The organism is Bradyrhizobium sp. STM 3809 (assembly GCF_000239795.1).
Lineage (GTDB): Bacteria > Pseudomonadota > Alphaproteobacteria > Rhizobiales > Xanthobacteraceae > Bradyrhizobium.
The window spans coordinates 1-24,999 of record NZ_CAFJ01000474.1 but is presented as its reverse complement, the minus strand read 5'-3'; the positions used below and the strand labels follow the sequence as shown (position 1 = coordinate 24,999).

Annotated in this window: 26 protein-coding genes; 12 read left to right on the top strand and 14 right to left on the bottom strand. The window is 66.4% G+C overall.

The window, feature by feature from the left end; genetic code table 11:
* Positions 1–571 (top strand): GyrI-like domain-containing protein (locus tag BRAS3809_RS21945; RefSeq protein WP_035657547.1); only part of this gene is annotated, 571 nt, incomplete at its 5' end.
* Positions 572–579: 8 nt separating this feature from the next.
* A complete protein-coding gene (locus BRAS3809_RS21940) occupies positions 580–1,290 on the top strand; it encodes an SIMPL domain-containing protein (protein ID WP_035657554.1) in 711 nt (236 codons plus the stop codon).
* Positions 1,291–1,491: 201 nt separating this feature from the next.
* Here BRAS3809_RS21940 and BRAS3809_RS21935 read toward each other — a convergent pair whose 3' ends face one another.
* Positions 1,492–2,484, bottom strand: a complete 993-nt coding sequence (locus BRAS3809_RS21935) for an MBL fold metallo-hydrolase (protein ID WP_008964223.1) — start codon at positions 2,482–2,484, stop codon at positions 1,492–1,494.
* 409 nt (positions 2,485–2,893) lie between these two features.
* On the opposite strand from BRAS3809_RS21935, the gene ffh reads away from it, so the two are divergent.
* From ffh to BRAS3809_RS21900, 7 genes are all read left to right on the top strand, one after another.
* Positions 2,894–4,441 carry a signal recognition particle protein gene (gene ffh / locus BRAS3809_RS21930; protein WP_008964222.1) on the top strand — a complete coding sequence of 516 codons (1,548 nt, stop codon included), beginning with the start codon at positions 2,894–2,896 and terminating at the stop codon, positions 4,439–4,441.
* Between the two features lie 114 nt (positions 4,442–4,555).
* Positions 4,556–4,888, top strand: a complete 333-nt coding sequence (rpsP, locus tag BRAS3809_RS21925; RefSeq protein ID WP_008964221.1) for a 30S ribosomal protein S16 — start codon at positions 4,556–4,558, stop codon at positions 4,886–4,888.
* Positions 4,889–5,012: 124 nt separating this feature from the next.
* A complete protein-coding gene (gene rimM / locus BRAS3809_RS21920) occupies positions 5,013–5,594 on the top strand; it encodes a ribosome maturation factor RimM (protein ID WP_008964220.1) in 582 nt (193 codons plus the stop codon).
* 202 nt (positions 5,595–5,796) lie between these two features.
* On the top strand, positions 5,797–6,570 hold the full coding sequence (gene trmD / locus BRAS3809_RS21915; RefSeq protein WP_008964219.1) for a tRNA (guanosine(37)-N1)-methyltransferase TrmD: 774 nt from the start codon (positions 5,797–5,799) through the stop codon (positions 6,568–6,570).
* A 107-nt stretch (positions 6,571–6,677) separates the two neighbouring features.
* On the top strand, positions 6,678–7,058 hold the full coding sequence (gene rplS / locus BRAS3809_RS21910; protein ID WP_006611497.1) for a 50S ribosomal protein L19: 381 nt from the start codon (positions 6,678–6,680) through the stop codon (positions 7,056–7,058).
* 453 nt (positions 7,059–7,511) lie between these two features.
* Positions 7,512–8,918, top strand: a complete 1,407-nt coding sequence (gene leuC / locus BRAS3809_RS21905) for a 3-isopropylmalate dehydratase large subunit (RefSeq protein WP_008964218.1) — start codon at positions 7,512–7,514, stop codon at positions 8,916–8,918.
* A 206-nt stretch (positions 8,919–9,124) separates the two neighbouring features.
* The gene (locus BRAS3809_RS21900; RefSeq protein ID WP_008964217.1) at positions 9,125–9,340 is read left to right on the top strand and encodes a hypothetical protein; all 216 of its coding nucleotides are present in this window, start codon (positions 9,125–9,127) and stop codon (positions 9,338–9,340) included.
* A gap of 87 nt (positions 9,341–9,427) precedes the next feature.
* Here BRAS3809_RS21900 and BRAS3809_RS36735 read toward each other — a convergent pair whose 3' ends face one another.
* Positions 9,428–10,078 (bottom strand): hypothetical protein, encoded by a 651-nt coding sequence (locus tag BRAS3809_RS36735; protein WP_008964216.1) that lies wholly within the window; start codon positions 10,076–10,078, stop codon positions 9,428–9,430.
* Positions 10,079–10,255: 177 nt separating this feature from the next.
* Between BRAS3809_RS36735 and BRAS3809_RS37420 the strand changes: the two genes are divergently transcribed.
* Positions 10,256–10,738 (top strand): hypothetical protein, encoded by a 483-nt coding sequence (locus BRAS3809_RS37420; protein WP_035657544.1) that lies wholly within the window; start codon positions 10,256–10,258, stop codon positions 10,736–10,738.
* An 8-nt stretch (positions 10,739–10,746) separates the two neighbouring features.
* On the opposite strand, the gene BRAS3809_RS21885 is transcribed toward BRAS3809_RS37420, so the two are convergent.
* Entirely contained in the window at positions 10,747–11,001 is a 255-nt protein-coding gene (locus BRAS3809_RS21885) for a hypothetical protein (RefSeq protein WP_008964215.1), read from the bottom strand.
* A gap of 344 nt (positions 11,002–11,345) precedes the next feature.
* Between BRAS3809_RS21885 and BRAS3809_RS21880 the strand changes: the two genes are divergently transcribed.
* Complete coding sequence (locus tag BRAS3809_RS21880; protein ID WP_008964214.1) at positions 11,346–12,167, top strand: outer membrane protein; 822 nt, start codon at positions 11,346–11,348, stop codon at positions 12,165–12,167.
* Positions 12,168–12,232: 65 nt separating this feature from the next.
* Here BRAS3809_RS21880 and BRAS3809_RS21875 read toward each other — a convergent pair whose 3' ends face one another.
* From BRAS3809_RS21875 to BRAS3809_RS21835, 9 genes are all read right to left on the bottom strand, one after another.
* Complete coding sequence (locus BRAS3809_RS21875; RefSeq protein WP_008964213.1) at positions 12,233–13,357, bottom strand: ABC transporter permease; 1,125 nt, start codon at positions 13,355–13,357, stop codon at positions 12,233–12,235.
* A 3-nt stretch (positions 13,358–13,360) separates the two neighbouring features.
* Positions 13,361–16,108 carry a ribosome-associated ATPase/putative transporter RbbA gene (gene rbbA, locus BRAS3809_RS21870; protein ID WP_008964212.1) on the bottom strand — a complete coding sequence of 916 codons (2,748 nt, stop codon included), beginning with the start codon at positions 16,106–16,108 and terminating at the stop codon, positions 13,361–13,363.
* The gene (locus tag BRAS3809_RS21865) at positions 16,105–17,205 is read right to left on the bottom strand and encodes an HlyD family secretion protein (RefSeq protein ID WP_008964211.1); all 1,101 of its coding nucleotides are present in this window, start codon (positions 17,203–17,205) and stop codon (positions 16,105–16,107) included. Before BRAS3809_RS21865 ends, rbbA begins: the two co-directional genes overlap by 4 nt.
* 126 nt (positions 17,206–17,331) lie before the next feature.
* Positions 17,332–19,296, bottom strand: a complete 1,965-nt coding sequence (locus BRAS3809_RS21860; RefSeq protein WP_008964210.1) for a tetratricopeptide repeat protein — start codon at positions 19,294–19,296, stop codon at positions 17,332–17,334.
* A gap of 89 nt (positions 19,297–19,385) precedes the next feature.
* A complete protein-coding gene (locus BRAS3809_RS21855) occupies positions 19,386–20,129 on the bottom strand; it encodes a di-trans,poly-cis-decaprenylcistransferase (protein WP_008964209.1) in 744 nt (247 codons plus the stop codon).
* A 36-nt stretch (positions 20,130–20,165) separates the two neighbouring features.
* Positions 20,166–20,546, bottom strand: a complete 381-nt coding sequence (locus BRAS3809_RS21850) for a winged helix-turn-helix domain-containing protein (RefSeq protein WP_008964208.1) — start codon at positions 20,544–20,546, stop codon at positions 20,166–20,168.
* Positions 20,533–21,150, bottom strand: coding sequence for a hypothetical protein (locus BRAS3809_RS21845; protein ID WP_008964207.1), 618 nt, complete (start codon positions 21,148–21,150; stop codon positions 20,533–20,535). Before BRAS3809_RS21845 ends, BRAS3809_RS21850 begins: the two co-directional genes overlap by 14 nt.
* Before the next feature lie 127 nt (positions 21,151–21,277).
* Complete coding sequence (locus BRAS3809_RS21840; protein WP_008964206.1) at positions 21,278–21,577, bottom strand: DUF3551 domain-containing protein; 300 nt, start codon at positions 21,575–21,577, stop codon at positions 21,278–21,280.
* 141 nt (positions 21,578–21,718) lie between these two features.
* On the bottom strand, positions 21,719–22,693 hold the full coding sequence (locus BRAS3809_RS21835) for a Bug family tripartite tricarboxylate transporter substrate binding protein (protein WP_008964205.1): 975 nt from the start codon (positions 22,691–22,693) through the stop codon (positions 21,719–21,721).
* Positions 22,694–22,803: 110 nt separating this feature from the next.
* Between BRAS3809_RS21835 and BRAS3809_RS21830 the strand changes: the two genes are divergently transcribed.
* Positions 22,804–23,214: a VOC family protein gene (locus BRAS3809_RS21830; protein WP_008964204.1), complete on the top strand. Its 411-nt coding sequence runs from the start codon at positions 22,804–22,806 to the stop codon at positions 23,212–23,214.
* A gap of 14 nt (positions 23,215–23,228) precedes the next feature.
* On the opposite strand, the gene BRAS3809_RS21825 is transcribed toward BRAS3809_RS21830, so the two are convergent.
* Together BRAS3809_RS21825 and BRAS3809_RS21820 are read right to left on the bottom strand one after the other, a co-directional pair.
* A complete protein-coding gene (locus tag BRAS3809_RS21825) occupies positions 23,229–24,560 on the bottom strand; it encodes a DUF2330 domain-containing protein (protein WP_008964203.1) in 1,332 nt (443 codons plus the stop codon).
* The coding region (locus tag BRAS3809_RS21820; protein ID WP_035657541.1) for an RnfABCDGE type electron transport complex subunit D at positions 24,557–24,999 on the bottom strand (443 nt) is incomplete at its 5' end. The genes BRAS3809_RS21820 and BRAS3809_RS21825, both read right to left, overlap by 4 nt.

Here is a 24,999-nt window from a genome sequence, read left to right as displayed (position 1 = left end):
CCCTGCGGCCAGCCCTTCCCCGGCGGCCAGCGCGAGCCCCTCGCCGTCATCGTCGCCTTCGGCGGCCCAGGCTCCGGCCACTCCGCCGGCGGCGGCGCCTGCCCAGGCGGCCGACGCCTTCGGCGACGAGATCAAGCTCGAGGCCAGGAAGGTCGTGCTCGTGAAGGGCACCGCCAACTGGGACAATGCGTTCGACACGCTGATCGACTCGTTCAAGGCCCTGTCGACGACCCTCGACAAGCAGGGCGTCAAGCCGGCCGGCAACGGCATGATCGTCTACACCTCGACCGACGACAACGGCTTCACCTACCTCGCGGAGATGCCGATCGACCAGGAGCCGAAGACGCTCGGCAAGGGCATGAGCATCGGCCAGTCGCCCGAGGGCAAGGCGCTGAAGTTCGTGCATCGCGGCTCCTACGACAACATGGACAACACCTATGAGGCGATCACCAATCACCTCGACGAGCGCCGGCTGGAAGCAAAGGACACCTTCATCGAGGAGTACCTGACCGATCCGCTGAAGACGGCCGAGGACAAGCTCGTCATCAACGTCTACGTGCCGCTGAAGTGAGCGCCGTGATGGTCAGACCGATCCTCGTTGCCGCGTTCGTGGCCTCGGCCGCCCTGCCCGCCATGGCGGACGATATCGCCCGGCAGGACACCCCGGCAATCACCGTGAGCGGCGAAGGCAGCATCACGGCGCCGCCCGATCAGGCACAGATCGACGCCGGCGTGGCGTCGGATGCCAAGACCGCGCGCGAGGCCGCCGAAGCGAACAATGTCGCGATGGCCAAAGTGCTGCAGGCGCTGAAGACGTCCGGACTAGCCGACAAGGATGTCCAGACCTCGCGGCTGTCGCTGCAGCCGCAATATGCCCAGAACCGGCCGGGTCAGCCGGCCGTCACCGGCTATCGCGCCAGCAATCGCGTCACCATCAAGCTGCACGACGTCGCCAAGGTGGCGAACGTGATCGACACGGTCGTAGCCTCCGGTGCCAACGATGTCGGCAACGTCTTCTTCAGCGTCGCCGAGCCGTCCAAGCTGCTCGACCAGGCGCGCGAGAAGGCCGTCGCCGACGCGCGCCGCAAGGCCGAGATCTACGCCAAGGCCGCCGGCGTCACGCTCGGCCAGCCGCTCAACATCGCCGAGGACGGCGCGCCGACGCCGGTGTTCCGCGCCAAGACGTTCGCCGCGCCGATGGCCGCGGGCGCGCCGACGCCGGTGGCGCAGGGCGAGGAGACGCTGTCGGTGACGGTCAGCGTGACCTGGGCGATCAAGGCGGGGCCGTAGTTAACAATATTCGTCTGATCTGCATGAAGCGCGACGCCGGCGGTACACAACCGGTGTCGTCCCGGCCTCCGCGCCGGGACCCATACTCCGCGGCCGTTGTTGTCGCGCGAGATGGAGCTACTAGTCTTCGCAAAATTTGGGTTTGTGGTTATGGGTCCCGGCTCAAGGCCGGGACGACACCTGTTTTGTAGCGGCGGCGAACTAAATCTCCACCACCTGCCCGGGCTTGAGCACGCCGAACCGCTCGCGCGGGATGCCGGCGGCATCGAGCGCGGAATGCAGCGCGTGCACCGGCGCGTCGATCGCCTCGTCGGTCAGCTGGAACGTGCCGTGGTGATGCGCCAGCGCGGTCTCGGCGCCGCAATCCTGCAGAGCCTGCACCGCATCTTCCGGGTTCATGTGCTGGTCGCGCATGAACCAGCGCGGCTCGTAGGCGCCGATCGGCAGGATCGCCAGGCGCAGCGGCGCGTGCAGCTCGGCGACACGGCGGAAATGCTTGCCCGTGCCGTAGCCGGAATCGCAGACGATGTAGAGCTTGCCGCGCGGCGTCTCCAGCACGAAGCTCGCCCACAGCGCCTTGTTGCGGTCGAAGATTCCGCGCGCCGACCAGTGCCGCGTCGGCACCAGGGTCACCGCGACTTCGCCGTTCAAAGGCACGCGGTCGTGCCAGTCATAGGCCTCGGCGCGAATCTTCGAATCGGCGTCGGTCATCGTGAGGTCGTTGCCGAGCGGCGTGACGACGCGTGGTGCATAGCGCGACGTCAGCTTCGACAGCGTGCGGATGTCGAGATGATCGTAATGCCCATGCGACACCAGCACGACGTCGATATGCGGCAGCGCCTCGAAGGCGATGCCGGGATCGTTGTGGCGGCGGGGGCCGGCGAAGGAGAACGGCGAGACCCGCTCCGACCACACGGGGTCGATCAGGATGTTGAGACCGCCGGTCTGGACCAGCCAGCTGGCATGGCCGATGAACGACAGCCGCACCGTCTCGCCGTCGATCCGGTGCGGCGGGGTATCCGCATGCGGGCTCGGCGCCCAGGCGGGCCAGCGCGAGCGCTTGCCGTTGCGGTCGAACTGCCAGCGCAGCACCTGGGCGAGGGATTTGGGCGGAACGCCGTCGGGATCGTAAAAGCGCTTGCCGTCGAAATGGTCGGTGACGGGGCCGGAATAGGTCCTGGAACGGCGCAGCAAGGGTGTCCTCGCGGGGAAAACTGAACTGGCGCAAGAGGTAAGCGGCCCGCCCGCATCCGGCAACGGCATGCCGGGCGCAAGTTTCCTTGACTTTTCCGCCTCCGGAAGGTTTAACCCGGCCGAATTTCGGAAAGTTTCGTCTTTTCGAGCCACCGCCCGGTCCTGGAGGCCGGAGGTCAACGCCCGACAGCGCTGCGCGCCCTCGGGCGCAAACGTGTTTGGACGGTCGGGTTTCGGCAAGGACTGCCGCAGCATACATGATCGTCATGCCCCGCGCAGGCGGGGCATCCAGTACGCCGCGGCGCCTCGGATCGAGCCGCGCCGCCTCGGAGTACTGGATCACCCGCCTTCGCGGGTGATGACGGCGGAGAATTCAACTGCCTGCTCCGCGCAGGAAAGGACGAAGCAAGTGTTCGACAATCTGTCGGAAAGGCTTGGCGGCATTCTCGATCGGCTGACGGGGCGCGGTTCGCTCTCGGAAGCCGATGTCGACGCCGCGATGCGCGAGGTCCGCCGGGCGCTGCTCGAGGCCGACGTCGCATTGGAGGTTGTCCGCAGCTTCACCGACCGCGTGCGCGAGCAGGCGATCGGCGCCACGGTCGTCAAGTCGGTCACCCCCGGCCAGATGGTCGTCAAGATCGTCCATGACGAGCTGGTCAAGACGCTCGGCGACGACGGCCAGACCATCGACCTCAATGCCGTGCCGCCGGTGCCGATCATGATGGTCGGCCTGCAGGGCTCCGGCAAGACCACCACCACCGCCAAGCTCGCGCGCCGCATGGTCCAGCGCGACAAGCGCAAGGTGCTGATGGCCTCGCTCGACGTCTACCGTCCGGCCGCCATGGAGCAGCTCGCGGTGCTCGGCCGCGACCTGGACATCCCGACCCTGCCGATCGTCGCCGGCCAGATGCCGCCGCAGATCGCGCGCCGCGCCATCGAGGCCGCCAGGCTCGGTGGCTACGACGTCGTGCTGCTCGACACCGCCGGCCGCACCACGCTCGACGAGGACATGATGAAGGAGGCCGCCGAGATCAAGGCGGTCGCCAATCCGCACGAGGTGCTGCTGGTCGCGGACTCCCTGACCGGCCAGGACGCCGTCAATCTCGCCCGCTCGTTCGACCAGCGCGTCGGCCTCACCGGCATTGCGCTGACCCGGATCGACGGCGACGGCCGCGGCGGCGCCGCGCTGTCGATGCGCGCCGTCACCGGCAAGCCGATCAAGCTGCTCGGCACCGGCGAAAAGACCGACGCCCTCGAAGACTTCTATCCCTCGCGCATCGCCGGCCGCATCCTCGGCATGGGCGACATCGTCTCGCTGGTCGAGAAGGCCGCGGCCAACATCGACGCCGAGAAGGCCGCGCGCGCCGCCGAGAAGATGCGCAAGGGTCAGTTCGACCTCAACGACATGCGCGAGCAGCTGTTGCAGATGTCGCAGATGGGCGGCATCAGCGGGCTGATGGGCATGATGCCCGGCATCTCCAAGATGAAGAACCAGATCGCCGCCGCCGGGATCGACGACAAGATCCTCAAGCGCCAGGTCGCGATCATCGATTCGATGACGCGCGAGGAGCGCAAGCATCCCGACCTGCTCAAGGCGAGCCGCAAGAAGCGCATCGCCGCCGGCTCCGGCCAGAGCGTCGAGCACGTCAACAAGCTGCTCAAGATGCACCGGAACATGGCCGACGTGATGAAGGCGATGGGCTCCGGCAAGCGCGGCCCGCTGGCCGGCATCGCCCAGGCCATGGGCTTCGGCGGCGGTGGCGGCATGCCCTCGCCCGAGCAGCTCAAGGCGCTCGCCGAGAAGATGCCGGGCGGCATGCCCGGCGGCCTGCCCAATTTGCCGAAGGATCTTCCCGCCGGTTTGCGCGGCGGTTTGCCGAATCTGCCGGGCCTGACTGGCCTCAGCGGCAAGCCGACCTTGCCCGGCCTCGGCCTGCCTCCGGGGAAGAAGAAATAATGAGGATCACCCGCTCCTCCCTCCATTCGTCATTCCGGGCTCACCGCTACGCGGTGCCCCGGAATGACGGCTTAGCTGACACCCAACGATCAATCGACACCTAGGAGAACTTTCATGTCCGTCGTCATTCGTCTCGCCCGTGCCGGCACCAAGAAGCGCCCGGTCTATCACGTCGTCGTCGCCGACTCGCGCTTTCCCCGCGACGGCCGCTTCATCGAGCGTCTCGGCTACTTCAATCCGCTGATGCCGAAGGACAACGAGGCGCGCCTCAAGCTCGACATGGAAAAGGTGAAGGGCTGGCTCGCCAAGGGCGCGCAGCCGTCCGACCGCGTCGCCCGCTTCCTCGATGCTGCCGGCGTCAAGAAGCGCGAAGCCCGCCAGAACCCGATCAAGGCCGTGCCGCGCAAGGAGCGCAAGGCGCAGGCCGAAGCCGCCGCCAAGGGCTAAGGCTCATGACCGGGGCCTCATGCTTCGAGACGCACGGCTTGCGCCGTGCTTCTCAGCATGAGGGTCTGGCTCCTCGTCCTGAGGAGCGCGCCCGTTCGCGCGTCTCGAAGGACGAGGTCCGCTGATGTCCAAGCTGATCTGCGTCGCCAGGATCGGCGCCGCGCACGGCGTGCGCGGCGAGGTTCGGCTGTGGGCCTTCACCGAGGACCCGCTGGCCGTGCTGCATTACGGCCCGCTGACGACCAAGGACGGCAGCCGCACGTTCGAGGTCGCCAAGGCGCGCGAGGCCAAGGATCATCTCGTCGCGAGCTTCAAGGGCGTGACGGACCGCAACGCGGCCGAACGCCTTAACGGCGTCGAGCTCTACGTGCCGCGCGACCGCCTGCCCGAGACCGACGACGATGAATACTACCACGCCGACCTGATCGGCCTGGCCGCCGAGACCACGGCCGGCGCCCCGCTCGGCCGCGTGCTCGCCATCCATAATTTCGGCGCCGGCGACATCATCGAGATCGCTCCGCCCTCCGGCAGCACCCTGATGCTGCCGTTCACCAATGCCGTGGTGCCGACGGTGGACATCCCGGGCGGGCGGGTCATCATCGAGCTGCCGGGCGAGATCGAGGGCGAGGATGAAAAATCGTCCGATGAGGACGAGGTCGCCGCCCAAAACTCCGCTCGTCATCCCCGCGAAAGCGGGGATCCATAACCACCGCAGCTGATTGGCTTGCACGGGACTGGCCGCGTGCCCCTTTCCAAGATCACGCGGTATGGGTCCCGGATCGGCGCCGCGACGCGCCTTGCGCGTCACGGCTTGTCCGGGACGACACCGGTGAATGAACCGCGCGAGCCGTGGACGCAGCATTGATCCAGGGCTCGATCTCATCGTGCCGGTGCCGTAACAAGGCATCATGACCACTTCGCCCTCCCCGACCGCGCCCTGGCGCGCGACTGTGCTGACGCTGTTTCCGGAGATGTTTCCCGGACCGCTCGGCGTGAGCCTCGCCGGCCGGGCGCTGACATCAGGCATCTGGTCGCTGGAGGCGCGCGACATCCGCGCGTCGGCCACCGACAAGCATCGCAGCGTCGATGACACGCCGGCCGGCGGCGGCCCCGGCATGGTGCTGCGCGCGGACGTGCTCGCGGCCGCGATCGACGCCGCAGCCATCGCACCCGAGCGGCCGAAGCTGTTGATGAGCCCGCGCGGTCGGCCATTGACCCAGGCGTTCGTGCGCGAACTCGCCGACGGTCCAGGGCCGCTGATCGTCTGCGGACGATTCGAGGGCATCGACCAGCGCGTAATCGACGCACGCGAGCTGATCGAGGTCTCGATCGGCGACTACGTGCTCTCGGGCGGCGAGATCGCAGCGCTGGTGCTGATCGACGCCTGCGTGCGCCTTTTGCCGGGCGTGATGGGCAAGCTCGAATCCGGCACCGACGAAAGCTTCTCCGACGGCCTACTCGAGTACCCGCAATACACCCGACCGCAGGTCTTCGAGGGCCGTAGCATTCCGGATGTGCTCACCTCCGGCGACCACGCCAAGGTCGCGGCGTGGCGGCGCGCTCAATCCGAGGCCCTCACCGAGGCGCGACGACCAGATCTCTGGGCTGAATGGCAGACGCGCCCGCCCCGGGAACAAAGCAGGACCAGCCAAAAAGCGCCAAAAAGCACGACAGACGGGTGACAAGCCTCGCGCTTTGCCTTATAGGAGCGCCCAATTCCGCAAGTGACGGCAGGAACAAGCGCAGCCCGCGTGACCCGGCTGGGCGCGCCGCCGATGGAGATTTACCCGTGAACCTGATTCAGCAGCTCGAGAAAGAGCAGTTCGACAAGCTGTCCGCCAACAAGACCATTCCGGAGTTCGGCCCGGGCGACACCGTGATCGTCAACGTGAAGGTGGTCGAAGGCGAGCGCACCCGCGTGCAGGCCTATGAGGGCGTGTGCATCGGCCGGTCCGGCGGCGGCATCAACGAGAGCTTCACCGTCCGCAAGATCTCCTATGGCGAGGGCGTGGAGCGCGTGTTCCCGATCCTGTCCCCGATGATCGACTCGATCAAGGTCGTGCGCCGCGGCAAGGTGCGTCGCGCCAAGCTGTATTACCTGCGCCAGCTGCGCGGCAAGTCGGCCCGCATCGTCGAGAAGCAGGACCGCCAGACCGCCGTCAACGAGTAGTCGTTGCGGCCATTGGATTGACGAAGAGCGCGGGCTGGACCCGCGCTCTTTTGTTTTTGTCTCCGCGTCATTCCGGGGCAGCCCCAAAGGGGCTGAACCCGGAATCCAGAGGTGGGGCGATCAGCTCGAGATTCCGGGTTCGATGCTGCGCATCGCCCCGGAACGACAGCGGTGAGATACGCGCACGCCTCACCGCGACAAACGCATCTCGCACTCCGGCCGGTGCGTGCTATATATCCGCCTGAAATGGTTCTAGATCGCACCAGCATGGCCTGCCGCCGCGTCGTCATCGACGATCGCTGCCGGCTGCCCGGGCGGTTCTTCGGTCGCTTCGCGACATCTGCGACGTCGGAGCTTAGGCGCGCGCTGTAAGCCGCAGCGCCTCAGTCCTGATTGTTCGCGCGTGCCGGTCACGCGCCCAGTTTCAAACTTCATTCCCGGGAGCATTCGCTCATGTCGAAGCCGACCACCCTGTACGACAAGATCTGGAACGACCATCTGGTGCACGAAGCCGAGGACGGCACCTGCCTGCTCTACATCGACCGTCACCTGGTCCACGAGGTGACCTCGCCGCAGGCGTTCGAAGGCCTGCGCGCCACCGGCCGCAAGGTGCATGCGCCGGAGAAGACGCTGGCCGTCGTCGATCACAACGTGCCGACCACCGATCGGAGCAAGCCGAACCCGGATCCGGAGAGCATCGAGCAGATCAAGGCGCTGGCCGAGAACGCCAAGGAATTCGGTATCGAATATTACAACGAGTTCGACCGTCGCCAGGGCATCGTCCACGTCATCGGCCCGGAGCAGGGTTTTACGCTGCCCGGCACCACGATCGTCTGCGGTGACAGCCACACCTCGACGCATGGCGCCTTTGGCGCGCTGGCGCACGGCATCGGAACCTCCGAGGTCGAGCACGTGCTGGCGACGCAGACGCTGATCCAGAAGAAGGCGAAGAACATGCGCGTCACCGTCGACGGCAAGCTGCCGGACGGCGTGACGGGCAAGGACATCATCCTCGCCATCATCGGCGAGATCGGCACTGCCGGCGGCACCGGCTACGTACTGGAATATGCCGGCGAGGCGATCCGCGCGCTGTCGATGGAAGGCCGCATGACCGTCTGCAACATGTCGATCGAGGGCGGCGCCCGCGCCGGCCTGGTCGCGCCGGACGACAAGGCCTACGACTTCCTGCGCGGCCGTCCCAAGGCGCCGCAGGGCGCCGCCTGGGACGCGGCGATGCGCTACTGGGAGACCTTGCGCTCCGACGAGGGCGCGCATTTCGACCACGAGCTGCGGCTCGACGCCGCCAAGCTGCCGCCGATCGTGACCTGGGGCACCTCGCCCGAGGACGTCATCTCGATCACCGGCGTGGTGCCGGATCCGGACAAGATCGCCGACGAGGCCAAGCGCATCTCCAAGCATCGCGCGCTGAAGTACATGGGTTTGACCGCGGGAACCAAGATCACCGACATCAAGCTCGACCGCGTCTTCATCGGCTCCTGCACCAACGGCCGCATCGAGGATCTGCGCGCCGCCGCCAAGATCGCCGAGGGCAAGACCGTCTCCGGCCATGTCAACGCGATGGTCGTGCCGGGCTCCGGTATCGTGAAGGAGCAGGCCGAGGCGGAAGGTCTCGACAAGATCTTCATCAAGGCCGGCTTCGAATGGCGCGAGCCGGGTTGCTCGATGTGCCTCGCCATGAACCCGGACAAGCTGGCGCCGGAAGAGCGTTGCGCCTCGACATCGAACCGCAACTTCGAGGGCCGCCAGGGCTTCAAGGGCCGCACCCATCTGGTGTCGCCCGCAATGGCCGCGGCCGCCGCGATCGCCGGCCATTTCGTCGACGTGCGCGACTGGCGCTGAGACTCTCATTCGCTGGTGCAGCAGAGCTGCACCACGAGCGATCTGCGAGCACGCGGCGGCTTCGAGAGAAGCCGTCGCGTTTTCATTTCGACTCAACCTCGACGCCCCTCGGCAAGAGCTTCTTAAATCTCCTCACGCACAATCCTACCGCCGGACGCACCGCGTCTGCGGAGGAACGTGCCGAGGAGCCTGCCGAGGAGCCTGTCATGGCCGAGAAGCCGGAATACGTCGACCTCATTCGCGACGCGACCCGCCAGCGCCGGAAAACGCCGCCCGCCAAGATCATCGCCAAGCCGGAAGCGCCGAAGGAGGAGCGAAGGCTGTCGAACTGGCCGCCCGGACGGTTCGCCAAATGGCGGCTGGAGACGCTGGTGCCTTGGAGGCTGTCGGTGAAAAATTGGCAGTTCAAGGATTGGCTTTGACCGCGGCACCGCATTGGCACCGCTGAAACGAAAGAAGGACGCCGCGGGGCGTCCTTCGATGTTTCAATCAGGCTCTCGGCGCCGCCGTCAGTAGTAGCGCCAGTGATGGCGGTGGTGATGATGGTGCCACCAGTGATGATGACGCCAGTGATGGCGATACCAATGCCGATAATGACAGATGCGGCGCGGCCCGTAATAGGTCCAGACCACGCGGCAGCGACGGTAGGGATAGTAGTAGCCCGTGGTATAGGTCGGATAGTAGTAGCTGCGATAGCCGTAGTAGTGCCGCCGGTGATGGTGGAAGTAAGGCCGGTAGCCGTAATGCGGGTAATGATGGTAGCCGCCGCCCTGGAACACGGGTCGCGGGCCACCGCCATGAAAGACCGGGCCGCCGCCATGGAACACGGGACGCGCGCCACCACCGAATGCGTGGCCTCCGCCGCCATGAAAAGCTGGGCCGGCGTGGAATCCGCCACCGCCATGGAAGCCGCCGCCTCCGCCACCGTGAAAGCCTCCGCCACCGTGGAAGCCACCGCCGCCGCCGCCGTGACCTCCTGGACCGCGGACCCGGATCGTCAAGGCATCAGACGCGGCCTGCGTCGCGGGTCCAGCGCCGGGACCGACCGGCGACATCGCCGACGCGGGCCGACCGGACGCACCCGCGAATACGAACAGTGCCGCCGCCGCAAGACTGAGGCGACGAACGAGACCAGCACGCTGGTCCTTCATCCTCATCATGGTCCCTTCTCCCTGAATGCTGTGCAACGATGGACCCATGCAGCGCCGGTGCTGGTCGTCCGATCGGTGGATTGGCGCACCCCCAACATGAACGTAGAGATAGCGACGTGAATGCGGCATGAATGATGCACGCTGCGCGGGCATCTGCGGCGTGGCGTCGCGGCAAAGAACCGGCCCATGAGCATCCATGTGGTCGTCCAGCTCAAGACGACGGATCGTGCGGCCTACGATCGCGATCAGGCACGCTTCTTCGAGGTGTTCCGCAACTTCAATGGCCGCCTGCTCGCGGCCGACGAGGCGCCTGGGCGTGGCTCTCCCGCCGACCAGGAGACCGGCAGGATCGCAAACCGGGAGCCGTCGCTGTGGTGCTCCTCGTGCAAGCCTTGCGCGTTGACCGCGTGCGGCCGTTTCGCTCAGCGAACGCAATCGATGCAGGCCGCACCTGCGGCAGCGTCGGTCGAGGATCGGCGGGAGCAGATGGCGAGGCCTGGCGGGTCAGCCGGCGCGTCCGCGGTCGGTCGGCCGAGGTCTCCATGCGTGCAGTGCTATCGCATGCGGCCAGGGTCCGGGCGGCGCCCGCTCTCGCTGACCCTCGCACTGGCACACGGATGTTGCGGCCAGCGCACCGGTGCAGATCGCGTCGCGGGATGGACCGATTGATCGTCGAACTATGCCGCCGCGACCTGCCAGGGCGCCGGCATGTAGGACGGCGCATGATAGTTCAGATTTGCCGGCGGCTGCGGCGCCTGACGCGCGACGAAATAGGCTTCCAGCTCCGCGACGGCGCGGCTTTCCCAGTCCGCAGCCTGCGCCAGCAGCGAGTCACGCTGATGCGGACGGAAAGCCGCGGTCTGGCGGTACAGGGACGCCACGGTGCGATAGCGTCGCACGTTTTCGAGAACCGCTTCCCCAGTCATCGTCATGATTGCTCTCCCCTCTCCGTCCCCTCAGGACGTGTCGAACGTGCACGCCTGCGTTTTGCGAAATCGTTAGCGGGCGAGACCGACCGTTCGGATGGTTGGCGAATCGTTGACTAACAGGATCGGTCGAATTGTCCGCTTCGCTCAGGGCAAGGAGTACCGGCCGACCTCTGGCTTGCTGCAACGACCGCATTCACAGCCACTTAAGGTTAACCCGGCACGCGCCAAAAGTGACGACATCACAGATACATACGATTGCGAGTGTTGTAGTTGAACTACAGCAGTGCGGCCCGAAGTGTGAGAAGAGTGTGTCCGAACGTTGCTGATTTTGATTGAGGATTGTGACCATGAAGACGCTTGCCTCCGCCGTCACGCTGCTCATCGCGAGCTCGCTCAGCACCTTCGCGGCCGACCTGTCGGCCCGCTACACCAAGGCTCCGCCCCCGGCTGCGATCTACAGCTGGACCGGCGGCTATTTCGGCGGCAACGTCGGTTACGCCTGGGGCAGCTCGAACCTCGGCACGACCCTCGACCAGACCAGCAGCTGGCAGCTCGAGGGATTTCCTTTCCAGAACCAGTTCGTTGCTATCAGCAACAACCGCCTCAATCCCTCCGGAGTCGTCGGCGGTCTGCAGGCCGGCTACAACTGGCAGACCGGCCCCAGCGTGTTCGGTATCGAGGCCGACATCAACGGCTCGGGCCTGAACAAGCGCCTCATCGTCACCGGACCCAACCCGCCGACGACCCGCACCTTCAACGAGAGTATCCGCAACGACTGGTTCATGACTCTGCGCGGCCGAGCCGGTTATGCCGTCGACACCACCCTGTTCTACGTCACCGGCGGTCTCGCTGTCGGCAACGTCAAGGGCAGCTGGGACCTGACCTCGGCCAACGGTTACGCCAAGACCGCCTCGTTCGATCAAACCCGTGCCGGCTGGACCGTCGGCGCCGGCGTGGAGCATGCCTTCGCACCAAACTGGACCGTCAAGGCCGAGTATCTCTACACCGATCTGGGCAGCATCAACTACACCTCGACCTACGTCCCGGGCAGCACCTTTGCGCCTCCGGGCTTCAATTATCGTGAGAACCTGTCTCAGGACCTCACCTTCCACACCGTTCGCATCGGTGTGAACTACAAGCTCGGCGGTCCGGTCGTCGCCCGCTACTGATCGCAAGACAGCGGTTCACGCGCAAAGCCTCGGCTCCGCCGAGGCTTTGCTGCTTTTGCGCCGGCTCAGGCCGCCGCGATCGCCGCCCTGAATCGCCGCAAGGTCAGAACCAGCATCAGCGCGCCGATCGCCGCCACTGCGACGAATTGCGGCCACACGACGTCGATGCCGGCGCCGCGATACAGGATCGCCTGCGCGAACGACACGAAATGCGTCGAGGGCGAGGCCTGCATGATGGTCGAAAGCCACACCGGCTGGCTCTCGACCGGAGTCATGCCGCCGGACAGCATGTTGATCGGCACGGCGACGAGGATGTAGAGCAGTCCGAGCTGCGGCATCGAGCGCGCAATGGTGCCGAGAAACAGCCCGACCGCGGTGGCGAAGAACAGGTAGAGCACGGTGCCGGCCAAAAACAGCGGAATCGACCCCAGGATCGGGACCTGCAGATACCAGCGGACGACGAGATAGAGCGCCACCGCGACGGCGACCGCAATGACCAGCGCATTGGCCCAGATCTTCGACATCGCGATCTCGAATGGCGACAGCGGCATCACCAGCAGGTGGTCCATCGTGCCATGCTCGCGCTCGCGCACCAGCGCGGCGCCGGCCAGGATGATCGCCAGCATGGTGACGCTGTTGATGATGCCCATCACGCCCTCGAACCAGGCGGTCGTCACATTTGGATTGAACGCGATCCGCGTCACCAGATTGACCGGCGCCTGGACCGCGATATCGGAGCGGGCGACGAACCAGCCCACCTCGGTGGTGATGATCTCGAGCGCATAGCCGGAGCCGATGCCAGCCTGGATCATCGCCGTGGCATCGACATTGACCTGCACCGACGGCTTGCGCCCCGCGAGCACGTCGCGCTGGAAGTTCGGCGGGATGTCCAGGACGAATGTAAAGCGCCCGCTGTTCATCAGCGGCTCGACCTCGCGCTGGGTGATGTAGACCGGTGTTTGGAAATAGGGCGGCAGGAACGCCGCGGCGATCCGGCGCGACAGCTCGGAATTGTCCTCGTCGACGAGGGCGATCGAGGCACGATGCAGCTCCTGCGAGTTGCTCTGCGCCTGGCTGATCACCGCCACCGTGAACGAATAGATCACGAGCCCGATCAGCACGACATCCCCGAACAGGCTGCGCAGCTCCTTGGTGCCGAGCCAGAAGATGTTGGAGAGCGAGCGCAGCATGGCTCAGCGCTCCTGCTTCGGCAGCATCAGCAGACTGAGTCCGGTCAGGACCGGGATGAAGACGAGCAGCATCAGGATGTCGGCGCCGAGATCGGCGAAGCCGAGCCCCTTGGTGAAGGTGCCGACAGTGATCGGGCGGTAATAGGTCATCGGAAAGCCCATGCCGATGACACGGGCCACGCCGGACAGCGACGAGACCGGCACTAGCATGCCCGAGAATTGCGTGGCCGGCAGCACGGTAAGGATCGCGGTGCCGAACAGTGCGGCGATCTGCGTGCGGCAGAAGGTCGAGATCAGCATGCCGAAGCCGGTCGTCGTGATCACATAGACGACGGTGCCGGCCACCAGCGCCAGGACGTCGCCCTTCATGGGAACGCGGAACAGGGTCAGCGCCATGACGACCATCAGCGCGAAATTGACCAGCGCGACCGCGATATAGGGCAGCTGCTTGCCGACCAGGAATTCGAGCCGCGTCACCGGCGTGACGTAGAGATTGGTGATCGAGCCGAGCTCCTTCTCGCGCACCACTGCGAGCGCCATCAGGATCGCCGGAAACAGCGCCAGCAGCAGCGCGATCGTGCTCGGCGCCATCGCATAGATGCTGTCGAACGCCTGATTGTACTTGAACCGGATCTCGACGCCGACCGGCGAGGCCGCCTGCGGGCGCGTCGTCTTGACCGCGGGATCCGAGAGGTAGAGCTGATGCGTGCCTTCGAGATAGCCGCGGATCGTTTCGGCGCGGAACGGCATCGCGCCATCGATCCAGGCCGACACGAAGGCCGGCCGGCCGCGCTTGATGTCGACGCCGAAATTCGGCGGGATCTCGATCGAGGCCTTGATGTCCCCGCTCTTCATCCGCCGCTCCAGCTCGGCATAATCGGCCAGCGGCGGCTTCTCGACGAAATAGCGCGAGCCGCGCAGCTCGGCGAGATAGGCGCGGCTCTCCGGCGACTGATCGCGGTCGAGCGCGGCGAAGGTCAGATTGTTGACATCGGTCGAGATGCCGAAGCCGATCACGATCATCAGGAAGGCCGTGCCGAACAGCGCGAACATCAGCCGGATCGGATCGCGAACCAGTTCGAGCCCCTCGCGGATCGTGTAGGCGAGCAGCCGCCGCAGGCTGAAGACCGACTGCCCAGGTCCATCGGTCGGCCGGTCCTTGGAAGCCGCAGCGGGCTGCGCTCGCGTCGGTGTGGCCGGCGCATCGGCGACGCCGGCATCCTGCTCCAGAAAGGCGATGAAGGCCTGCTCCAGCGTCTGCGCATCCTTGGCGCGGACCAGCCCGTCCGGCGTGTCGGTCGCCAGCACGCGACCTTCATGCATCAGCGACAGCCGGTCGCAGCGCGCCGCCTCGTTCATGAAATGGGTCGAGACGAAGATCGTCATGCCGTCGCGGCGCGACAGCTCGATCAGCAGGCGCCAGAACTGATTGCGCGCGACCGGATCGACGCCCGAGGTCGGCTCGTCCAGGATCAGCAGATCGGGCTTGTGGACGATCGCCACGGCGAGCGACAGCCGCTGCCGGATGCCGAGCGGCAGGTCCGCCGCGAGGCCGTCGAGATGGTCGGCCAGGTCGCAGCGGTCGATCAGCTCGGCGATCCGTCGCTCGGCCGAAGCCAGCGGCAGATGGAACAGCCGGGCGTGCAGCACCAGATTCTGCCGCACGGTGAGCTCGCCATAGAGCGAGAATGCCTGCGACATGTAGCCGACACGGCTGCGCGATTCATGATTGCCGGCCTCCATCGAGCGGCCGAAGATCAGCGCCTCGCCGCTGGTCGGCGGCAACAGCCCGGTCAGCATCTTCATCGTGGTGGTCTTGCCGCAGCCATTGGAGCCGACGAAGCCGAAGATCTCGCCCTTGCGGATCTGAAAGCTCACGTCGTCGACGGCGGTGAAGTCGCCGAAACGGCAGGTGAGGTTGCGCGCGACGATGACGGTCTCATGGCTGCCGTCGAGCTCGGTCCTGACGGGCATGTCAGCGTGATCGCGCGAGTCGTCCCGCGGCAGCAGCGCGATGAACGCCTCCTCGATCGTCTCGGCGCAGGTCTGCGCCTTGAGCTCGGCCGGCGTGCCGGTGGCGAGAATGCGGCCCTCATTCATCGCGATCAGCCAGTCGAAGCGGCCGGCCTCCTCCATATAGGCGGTGGCGACGATGACGCTCATGCGGCTCGCGCTGCGCGCGCGCAGCCGGTCGATCAGGTCCCAGAACTGGCGCCGCGACAGCGGGTCCACGCCGGTCGTCGGCTCGTCGAGGATCAGGAAGTCCGGATCATGGATCAGCGAGCAGCACAGGCCGAGCTTCTGCTTCATGCCGCCGGAGAGCTTCTTGGCCGGCCGGTCGGCGAAGTCGGCCAGCCCGGTGGCCTCCATCAGCTCGGCGATGCGCCAGTCGCGCTCGGCCCTGGCCTGCCCGAACAGGCGCGCGAAGAACGCGATGTTCTCGTAGACGCTGAGATCCGGGTAGAGATTGCGACCGAGCCCTTGCGGCATGTAGGCGATGCGCGGGCAGACCTGCTCGCGGGCATGGCGATCGGTCATGTCGGCGCCGAGCACCACGACCTCGCCGCTCTGGATCGCGCGGGCGCCGGCCAGGATCGACAGCAGCGACGACTTGCCGATGCCGTCAGGCCCGATCAGGCCGATGACGCAGCCGCTCGGAATCGCGAGGGAGACGTCGTCGAGCGCGGTGACGTCGCGATAATGCTGGGACAGATGCCTCACGACCGCGACCGGAGGCGCGGCGATGCTCATGGCGCGGCTTGCAGGCGTGCCGGCCAGGCGATGTCGGAATTCCATCGGACATAGGCAACGCCCGGCAAGCCGCTCCTGACAGCATCGGCATGCGCGGCCAGCCGGTCCGGATCGACCCGCACGCGAATGCGGAACATCAGCTTGTCGCGCTCGCTGCGCGTCTCGACCGTCTTCGGCGTGAACTGCGCCTGGCTCGCGACGAACGACACTTTCGCCGGGATGGGACGATCAGGATAGGCATCGAGCACGATGCGGGCGTCGGTCCCGACCTTGATCTTGCCGACCTCCTCGGTCGGCAGGAACACGTCCATGTAGACATAACCGATGTCGAGCATGGTGAAGACCTTGCCGCCCGCGCCGAGCACTTCGCCGACATTGGCGAGGCGATATTGGATGCGGCCGGCCTTCGGCGCGATCAGCGAATTATCGGCGATCTGGACCGTGTAGAGCGCAACATCGTGACGCACGGCTTCGAGCGCCCGCTCCGCTTCCGCGATGCGCGCCTGCGACCCGGCGAGGCCGGCGGTCGCGGCATCCAGCGCCTGCTGGCGCTGGTCGGCGATCTCCTTGGTGGTCCAGCCGTTCTGCAGCAGGCTGCGCGTCCGCTCCATCTCCTGCTCGGCCAGCGTCTTCTGGGTCTGCAATTGCACCAGGCTGGCGCGCGCCTGATCGACGACGTGCTGCGCCTGCTCGGCCTGCGCCTCGGCCTTGGCCAGGGACTGCTGCAGCTCCCTGCTGTCCATGCGCGCGACGATCTGGCCGGCCTCGACGAGATCACCGATATCGGCGCGCAGTTCCGCGACACGGCCCGCATACTTCGTCGCGATGTCGATCTCATCAGCCTCGACACGGCCGTTGCTGACGCTGAAGCCTGGCGGCAACGGCGGATGCAGGCGCTGCCACCAGACATAGCCACCACCTCCGGCGGCTCCGATACCGAGGGCGAGCAGCAGCATCAGCGGCCAGCGCAAACGCTTTTTCGCCGGCCGCTGGGGCGTGGGGACAGGCAGCGCGGCATTCGCGGGTACGGCGACGGCGGCATTGGAGTTGGCCAGCGGCGGCGCGTCCGCCACGAGCTGCGCATCTTTCTGATCCATCTGCGAACGCCTCGCCCATCTTCGACAGGCGCCGGGTTTGCCACAGCGCAGCAAAATTCCGTTGACGCAGCTCAAACGGGTCCGCAGCGCGGGACCATCGATCGCGTTCGCGCGATCACGTTTCGGTTAGAGCCGGACCGGCGCCTCAATCCGGGCGAAGCTCATCGCATGTGTCGCGAGCGCCTCGCGCATGCGCGCGACGACATCAGCATAATTGCGGCGCGCATCCTGGCGGAACAGTCGCACGCTCGGATACCAGGGGCTGTCGTCGCGATCGAGCAGCCAGCGATAGTCCGGGGTGTAGGGCAGCATGATCCAGGTCGGCTTACCCAGCGCGCCGGCGAGATGCGCCACGCTGGTGTCGACGGTGAGGACGAGATCGAGATTGTCGATCAAGGCAGCGGTGTCGACGAAGTCGCGGATGTCGGCCGTGAGATCGAGGATGTCGCTGCGGTCAGCGAGCACGGCCGCATCGGCGGGCCGCACGCCCTTCTGCAGGCTGACGAACTGCACATCCAGGTCGAGCAGCGGCGCGAGCACTGCCAGCGGCACCGAGCGGTTGTGGTCGTTCAGATGCGCGGGGTTGCCGGACCAGACGAGACCGACACGCAAACGGCTGGGCGCGCCGAGGCGCTGCTGCCAGACCGCGCGGCGCTCCGCAGGTGGCTGGGGCAAATAGTTCGGCGCGGCCGGGATGGTGTCGAGAGAGGTCGCAAAGGCAAGCGGCAGGCTCGACAGCGGGCAGTGCGCATCGATTGCGGGCATCGCATCGAGGCCGCGCACGAGGCATTGCGCAACGCCATCGATGCCCGACAGCAACGGCTGCAGCACCGCATCGACCTCGAGCAGAACGCGCGCGCCCCGCGCGGCGACCATCGTCGCGTAGCGCGCGAACTGAATGGTGTCGCCCAATCCCTCGTCACTATGCAAAAGGATGGTTCGCCCTTGCAGCGGGGCATCGCCGAGCCACATCGGCACGTCGAAGCTGCGCTCGACGAAGCCGACGGCACGGCATTTCCGCCCCCATTCGCGCGCCGCCCAGCCACGGGCGAAGTCGCCTGTCAAAAGCCGGAACAGCGCCGCGTTCCAATGGGCGTCGGCAAAATCGGGCCGCAGCGCGATGGCGCGGTCGAAACTCGCGAACGCCTCGTCGAAGCGATGCAGCTCCGCCAGCGAGGTGCCGCGATGATTGTGGAAGTCCGCGGTCTGCGGCCGGATCGCGATCGCCTTGTCGAACACCGTGACCGCCTCGTCGTGACGACCGAGATTCTGCAGGATGCAGCCATAGCTGTTGGCGATGTCGGGATCGTGCGGCGCCAGCAGATGCGCGCGCTGACCGAGAGGTTGCGCCTCGTCGTAGCGGCGAAGCCGGCGCAGCGAGATGCCCTTCAGGCACAGCACCCCGGCCTGGTCGGGCTGCTGCCGCAACGACTGCCCGAACCGCGCGATCGCCTCGCCATACCGTCCGGCGTCGAAATGAACGGCGCCTGCCTTGTTGGCGGCATCGACATCGTCGGGCCGCAGCTCGAGCACCTGCTCGAATGCGAGCGCCGCCTCGTCGCGGCGGCCCTGGGCCTCGAGCACCTCGCCGAGACGAAACCACGCCGCGGCGCGGTCGGGCTTCAGCTGCAGCAGCCGGTCGCAAGCCAATGCCGCCTCGGCATGACGGCCGGTCAGTTGCAGGAGCTCGCTCAACGCATCCCAGCTCTCAGCCGCGTCGGGCTGCAGCTGCAGCGCGCGGTCATAGGCCTTGATGGCCTCATCGCGCCGCCCGGCCTGCTGCAGCGCCTGCGCGAGGCCGACGAAGGATTCGGGAACGGCAACGTCCTGCCGGATCGCGCGGGCAAACCATTCGATGGCATCGTCGCAGCGCTTGAGCGCGAGGCAGACCCGTCCCATCGCCTGCAGGGCATCGACGGAGGCTGCGTCCAGCGTCAGCGCGCGGCGGCAGGTCTCCTCGGCCTGCGTCAGCTGGCCTGCCCGCAACAGCCGCAGCGCCGCGTCACACAGCGCTTCCGCCGTATCACTGCGGCCGGGCGATCCGGGTCTGACCGGAGGTTTGCCGGCGGACCGGCGCGGCTTGTGCTTCATGGAGATATCTCTGCGCTCGTGACACAAGCGGTAGATGATTCCCCGATGCGCGGAAAGATTGTGCAGCTGCGGCTCCGCCGCGGCGACGCTCAGGACACGGGAGCGGGCGCGAGCGGCACGGCCTCCAGCCCGCCGAAGCGGCGCTCGCGGCCGCGGAACGACGCCAGCGCCTGGGCGAGATCGGCCGCATCGAAGTCGGGCCACATGCGGTCGGTGAAGTGCAGCTCGGCATAGGCGCCTTCCCACAGCAGGAAGTCCGACAGCCTCTGCTCACCGGAGGTGCGGATGATCAGGTCGACGTCGCGCAGCCCCGCTTCTCCGGTCACGAGATCGGAGAACGTCTGGCGGCTCAGGCCCTCGATGTGGCCCGCCTTCGCCGCGGCATTGAGGATCGCGTCGCGCGCCGAGTAGTCGACCGCGATGCGCAGATGCAGGGTGCGGCCATCGCGCGTCGCCTGCTCGGCGCGGCTGATGGCGTCGGCGATGCCACCCGGCAGCCGATCGCGCCGGCCGATCACGGTGAGACGGACGCCGTTCCGCGCCAGCGATTCCACCTCGCTGGCGAGATAGACCCGCAGCAGCGCCATCAGGCCGGTGACTTCGGCGCGCGGACGCCGCCAATTGTCGCTGGAGAACGCGTACAGCGTCAGCGTGCCGATGCCCTGATCCGGCGCAGCCTCGACGATCCGGCGGATCGCCTCGACGCCCGCCTCATGGCCACGCAGGCGCGACATGCCCTTGCGCGTCGCCCAGCGGCCGTTGCCGTCCATGATGATGCCGACATGGAGGCCCTCGATCACAGCAGGCGTTTTCGGTTGCAGACTACTTTGCATTGCAAAGCTCCAGTTCAAAAAAATCCGGTGGGACGGTCAGGCGCGGCCAGGAACGAGACCGGCCGAGGATGGTGTGGAATCCTTGCCGGCTGCGGCAGCCGCGTCGCGGACCAGCCGCTCGAGCACGGCGAGATAGTCGAGGAACCGGTGGCGTCCCGCCTTGGTCAGGCGGCAGCTGGTATGGGGTCGGTTGCCCTCATAGCCCTTGGTCACCTCGACGAGTCCGGCTTCCTGCAGCACCTGCAGATGGCGCGACAGATTGCCGTCGGTCAGCCCGCAGAGCTGCTTGAGATCGGCGAAGGCGAGTCCCTTCGGATGCGCCATCAGCGAGGTGAGCAGGCCGAGCCGTGCCTTCTCATGAATGACGCGGTCAAGCCCGTCATAGGAAAACGGCGCACTGCCGTCAGTCTTCGACATCGGAATCTCCGGTCGCGAAATACAGGATGCCGGCCATCAACGCCTGGCCGACCGCGAAGGGCAGTCCCATGGTCCAGGGCGACAGCTCATGCGTGAGGCTGCCGAGCAGCAGCACGGCGAACCCGGCGAGGAAGTAGAATGCGCCCGCCAGCGCGACCGATCGCGGCAGCGATCGCACCGAGGCAAAGACGCCGAGCGACGTCAGGACCTGCCACAGGCCGGGCAGCATCCACAGCGCCTCCGGCGCGAACTTCCACATCATGACCGCCAACAGCACGCCCGCGATCCCGGCGGGAAGAAACTGCTCGACGGCCTGATGGATCATCGCATCCGCGAGGCCGGAATGATGGCGCCGCGAGCGCGCCCGCATCTCCACCCAGATCATCAAAAGCGATATGCCTGCCGCGGCGGCCCAGCCGAGCAGGAAAGCCAGCGGCTCCCCGGTCGGATCGCGCAGCACGATCTGCTGAACGAGCGCGGTGGCCAAAGCCACCACCGCCGTTGCCGCCATCGTGGCCGGCCCGTAACCGCGAAACGCGGTTCCGGCCGCCAGCTGGCTGCGGATGGCGATGATGTCCGCCAGCGCCTTGTCGAGGTCGCGCATGTCTGACCGGGTCCGCTGCGATTAACTTTGCAATACAAAGTATACACGACCGCAAAGTGGATGCAAGACGACCTGGGCGACGAACGAGACCGTCGCGTCAGACCGAGATACCGGTCCTCAGCAGAGCTCAGTAATAATTGTAGCGGTGCACCCGCCGCGGTGGCGGCATGTCGACATAGACGGTCGGCCCGCGATGGGCCGGATCGAACGCCACGCGCGGGTTGATTCCGCAGCCGGCGTTGCGCCCCGAGGCGCTTGCCCGGCACTGCTCGAAGGTCTGATAGGAGCAGTCGCCGGGATAGCCGACACCCCGGCCCTGCACGCACCAGGGGTACTCGTAGCTTCCGGCCGCGGCCGGGGTCGCGGCACCGCCGCTGACTAACGCTACGCCGACGAGGCCGGCCGCCATCATCATAACCTTGCGCATGATCTGTTCCTCTTCTGGCGGAAAGGTTGCATCACACTGGCATGGTCAAAAAACGACAGACTGGCGAACTGGATCACCAAGCGAGGCGATGACGTGTCGCAGGTGCGGCAAGTCATCGCCTCGGCGCACCCGCGCCGCGCGTCAATCCAGCTTGAGACCGGCGAACTCGACGACCTTCTTCCACTTCTCCGTCTCGGCGGCAATCTGCGCGCCGAACTGCTCCGGCGTCTGGATCAGCGGGTCACCCCCGAGCTCGACCAGCCGCTTCTTGATCTCGGGCTCGGCCAGGATCATGTTGACCTGCTTGTTGAGCTTCTCGACGATCTCTTTCGGCGTGTTCTTTGGCGCCCCGATGCCGAACAGCGCGCTCGCCTCGTAGCCGGGCACGGTTTCCGCGATCGCCTGCACATCGGGCAATTGCGCCGAGCGCTCCTGGGTGGTGACGCCGAGCGCGCGCAGCGAGCCCGAGCGGATGTGCTGGATGATCGAGGGCATGTTATCGAAGATGACCTGGACCTGGCCGCCGAGCATGTCGGTGATCGCAGGCGCGGCGCCGCGATACGGCACGTGCTGCATCTTGGTGCCGGTCATCGCCATGAACATTTCGCCCGACAGATGCACCGAGGTCCCGTTGCCGGACGACGCCATGTTCACCTTGCCGGGGTTCTCCTTGAGATAGGCGATGAACTCCGCCACGGTCTTCGCCTTGATGTCGCTGTTGACCGTCATCACGTTGGGCACGCGGTTGAACGAAGCCACCGGCGCGATGTCGCGCACGAAGTTGAACTTCAGATTGGTGTAGAGGCTCGCGTTGATGTAGTTCGCGGGATTGACCAGCAGGACGGTGTAGCCGTCTGCCTGCGCGTTCACGACCGCCTCCGTGCCGATGTTGTTGCCGGCGCCCGGCTTGTTCTCGATCACGAATTGCTGCCCCAGGGTCTCCGACAGCCGCTGGCCGATCAGCCGCGCCAGGATGTCGGTCGCGCCGCCGGGCGGATAGCCCACGACGAAGCGGACCGGGCGGGCCGGGTAGTCCGCGGCAGAGGCACTGCGAATGGCGACAGCGGATGGAACGGCGGAGGCGATCAGACCAAGCGCAGTACGACGTGAAATCATGCGTTTCCTCGGATATATCGTTGAGCGTTCGTGGACGAACTGCTGACATGGATTGTAGCCCAATCATGCGATTGTCGCGAGGTCGATGTCTCGATCGGAAGGAGAAGCTCATGCCGGTGAAGGTCGATGCACTCGATCATCTGGTGATCAATGTCGCCGACGTAGACCGCACGACCGCCTGGTACCAGAAGGTCCTGGGCATGGCGCTGCAGGTCACCGACCTCGGCCCCGGACGCGCCAGGCGCACGTCGCTGCTGTTCGGGAACCAGAAGATCAACGTGCGACCGAAAGACGCGGACAAGGTCGACTGGTTCACGGCCGACCAGGTCGCCGCCGGCAGCGACGACCTCTGCTTCCTGACGAGCAGCACGCCGGACGAGGTCGTGGCGCATCTGCAGGGGCTCGGCATCGCCATCGAGGAAGGCCCGGTCGACAAGCAGGGCGCCCGCGGCACCCTGCGCTCGGTGTATTGCCGCGATCCCGACGGCAGCCTGATCGAGATCTCGTCCTACCGGGAGTGAGCGCGGGCCGCGCGCTACTTCGCGACGGCTTCGCCGCTCTGCTCCATCCTGGCGACGATCTCGCTGCGCGACCAGCCGGTCAAGGCAGCAAGATCGGTCGCCTCCTTGGCGAAGCGTGCGGACAGGTTCTCCTGGTAGGACTTCGCCGCATCGCATTTCGCCTCGCCGCGCCAGGGATGGCGCTGCACGTAGCGGCCCTGGAAATTGCTGCGGTCCTTGGTCTCGGTGAAGACGATGTCCTCAGGGAACGATTTCGCATCGTAGCGGACGTGCAGCCGGGTCACATAGGCCTCGGAGCCGCCGCCGGCGCGACGGCCGGCGCTGAAGGCCGTGGCGTCGTCGCTGCCGATCCAGCGCGCGCCGAGCTCGACCAGCTCCTTGTTGCTCATCGGATCGGCGGCGCAGGGGTCGCACCACGCCATGTCCCAGGCATATTCGACGAACACCGCCTGCATGTTCTCGCGCGCGACGGCGCGTTCGAACAGCGCCTTGTAGAACGGGCCGAACTCGTTCTTGACGTACAGCGGCACATCGATATTCGACGGGATCTTCACCGTCCGGTAGTTGGCAGCCTCGATGCGGCCGCTCCGCGTCAGCGCGTAGATGATGAGATCCTGCGGACCCCTGGCATTGACGGTGCCGAGCCGCAACGGGACCATGAACTTGGCGCTCTGGTAGCGGACCTGGAGCGGCCGGAGCTGGCCGGTGCCCAGCCCCTTCATCCGCTCGACATTGACCTTGGCCACGAAGAACCGCATGCCCTGCTTGATGTAGCTGCCGAGTACGGCCTCGGCCCCCTCGGGAATACGGTAGTTGTTGTCGGTCAGCCAGCGCGTCAGGCCGTCGCTTTCCTGCGCCGACAGGATCAACACGTCGTATTCGGCGACATCGTAGCTGGCCTCGATGGTGACGCCGTAATCCGACTTGAATCCCAGGCGCGGATCTCCCGCCATCATCGGCGCCGCCGGCATTGCCCGCGCCGCAACGATAACCGGCGCGCAGGGATCGTCGTCGTGGTATTCGACCAGTCGCGGCGCGGTGTATTTGTCGAGATGCTCGATCGTCTTCGGTTCGACCACGCCGATCTGCTTGCGTTCGATGAAGGTCGGCACGGGAACGACGACGGCGAATTCCTTGACGTCGCCTTCGAAGTCGCTGGCCATGGTGATCGCGGTCTGCTCGCCATTGCGCGACAGCACGACCTTGGAGGACTGGTTGAACAGCTTGGAATCCGCCTGTGCGACATAGAAGCCGCAGAACGCCTGGGCCGGCACGATCGCCGCCTGGGACAGGATCGCTGCGGCGGCAACGCCGGTGCGGGCCATCGTGCTGAAGCGTGGGGTCATCGCGATACTCCTTCGGAAACGGGCGAACGCCAGGAAAAGCGGGCGGCCGGGATCAGCCGGTCGAGCACCAGGGTCAGTGGCGACAGCGCGATCAGCGCGACGTAGAGCGCCGGACGCATCTGCATGACGAACGTCAAATAGTGCGCGGTCACCGCGACGGTCATCGCGAACAGCAACCGGCCGGCGTGCGAGTCCGGCGTGGTGCGCGGATCGGAGATCATGAAGAAGGTGAAGATCAGCAGCGAACCGCTCTGCAATTGGTGTAGCGGAATCGCCAGGGGATCGCCGAGCCATAGCGCGCGCAACAGCAGCAGCGCGGCATGGCTGGCGAAGAAATAGATCGCGATATCCACCCGGCGCGATGCGCTCAGCACCAGGATCGCGAAGAAGCCGGCCAGGCTCGCGAACCAGACCTCCGTGCCCCATTGACCGGGCGAGA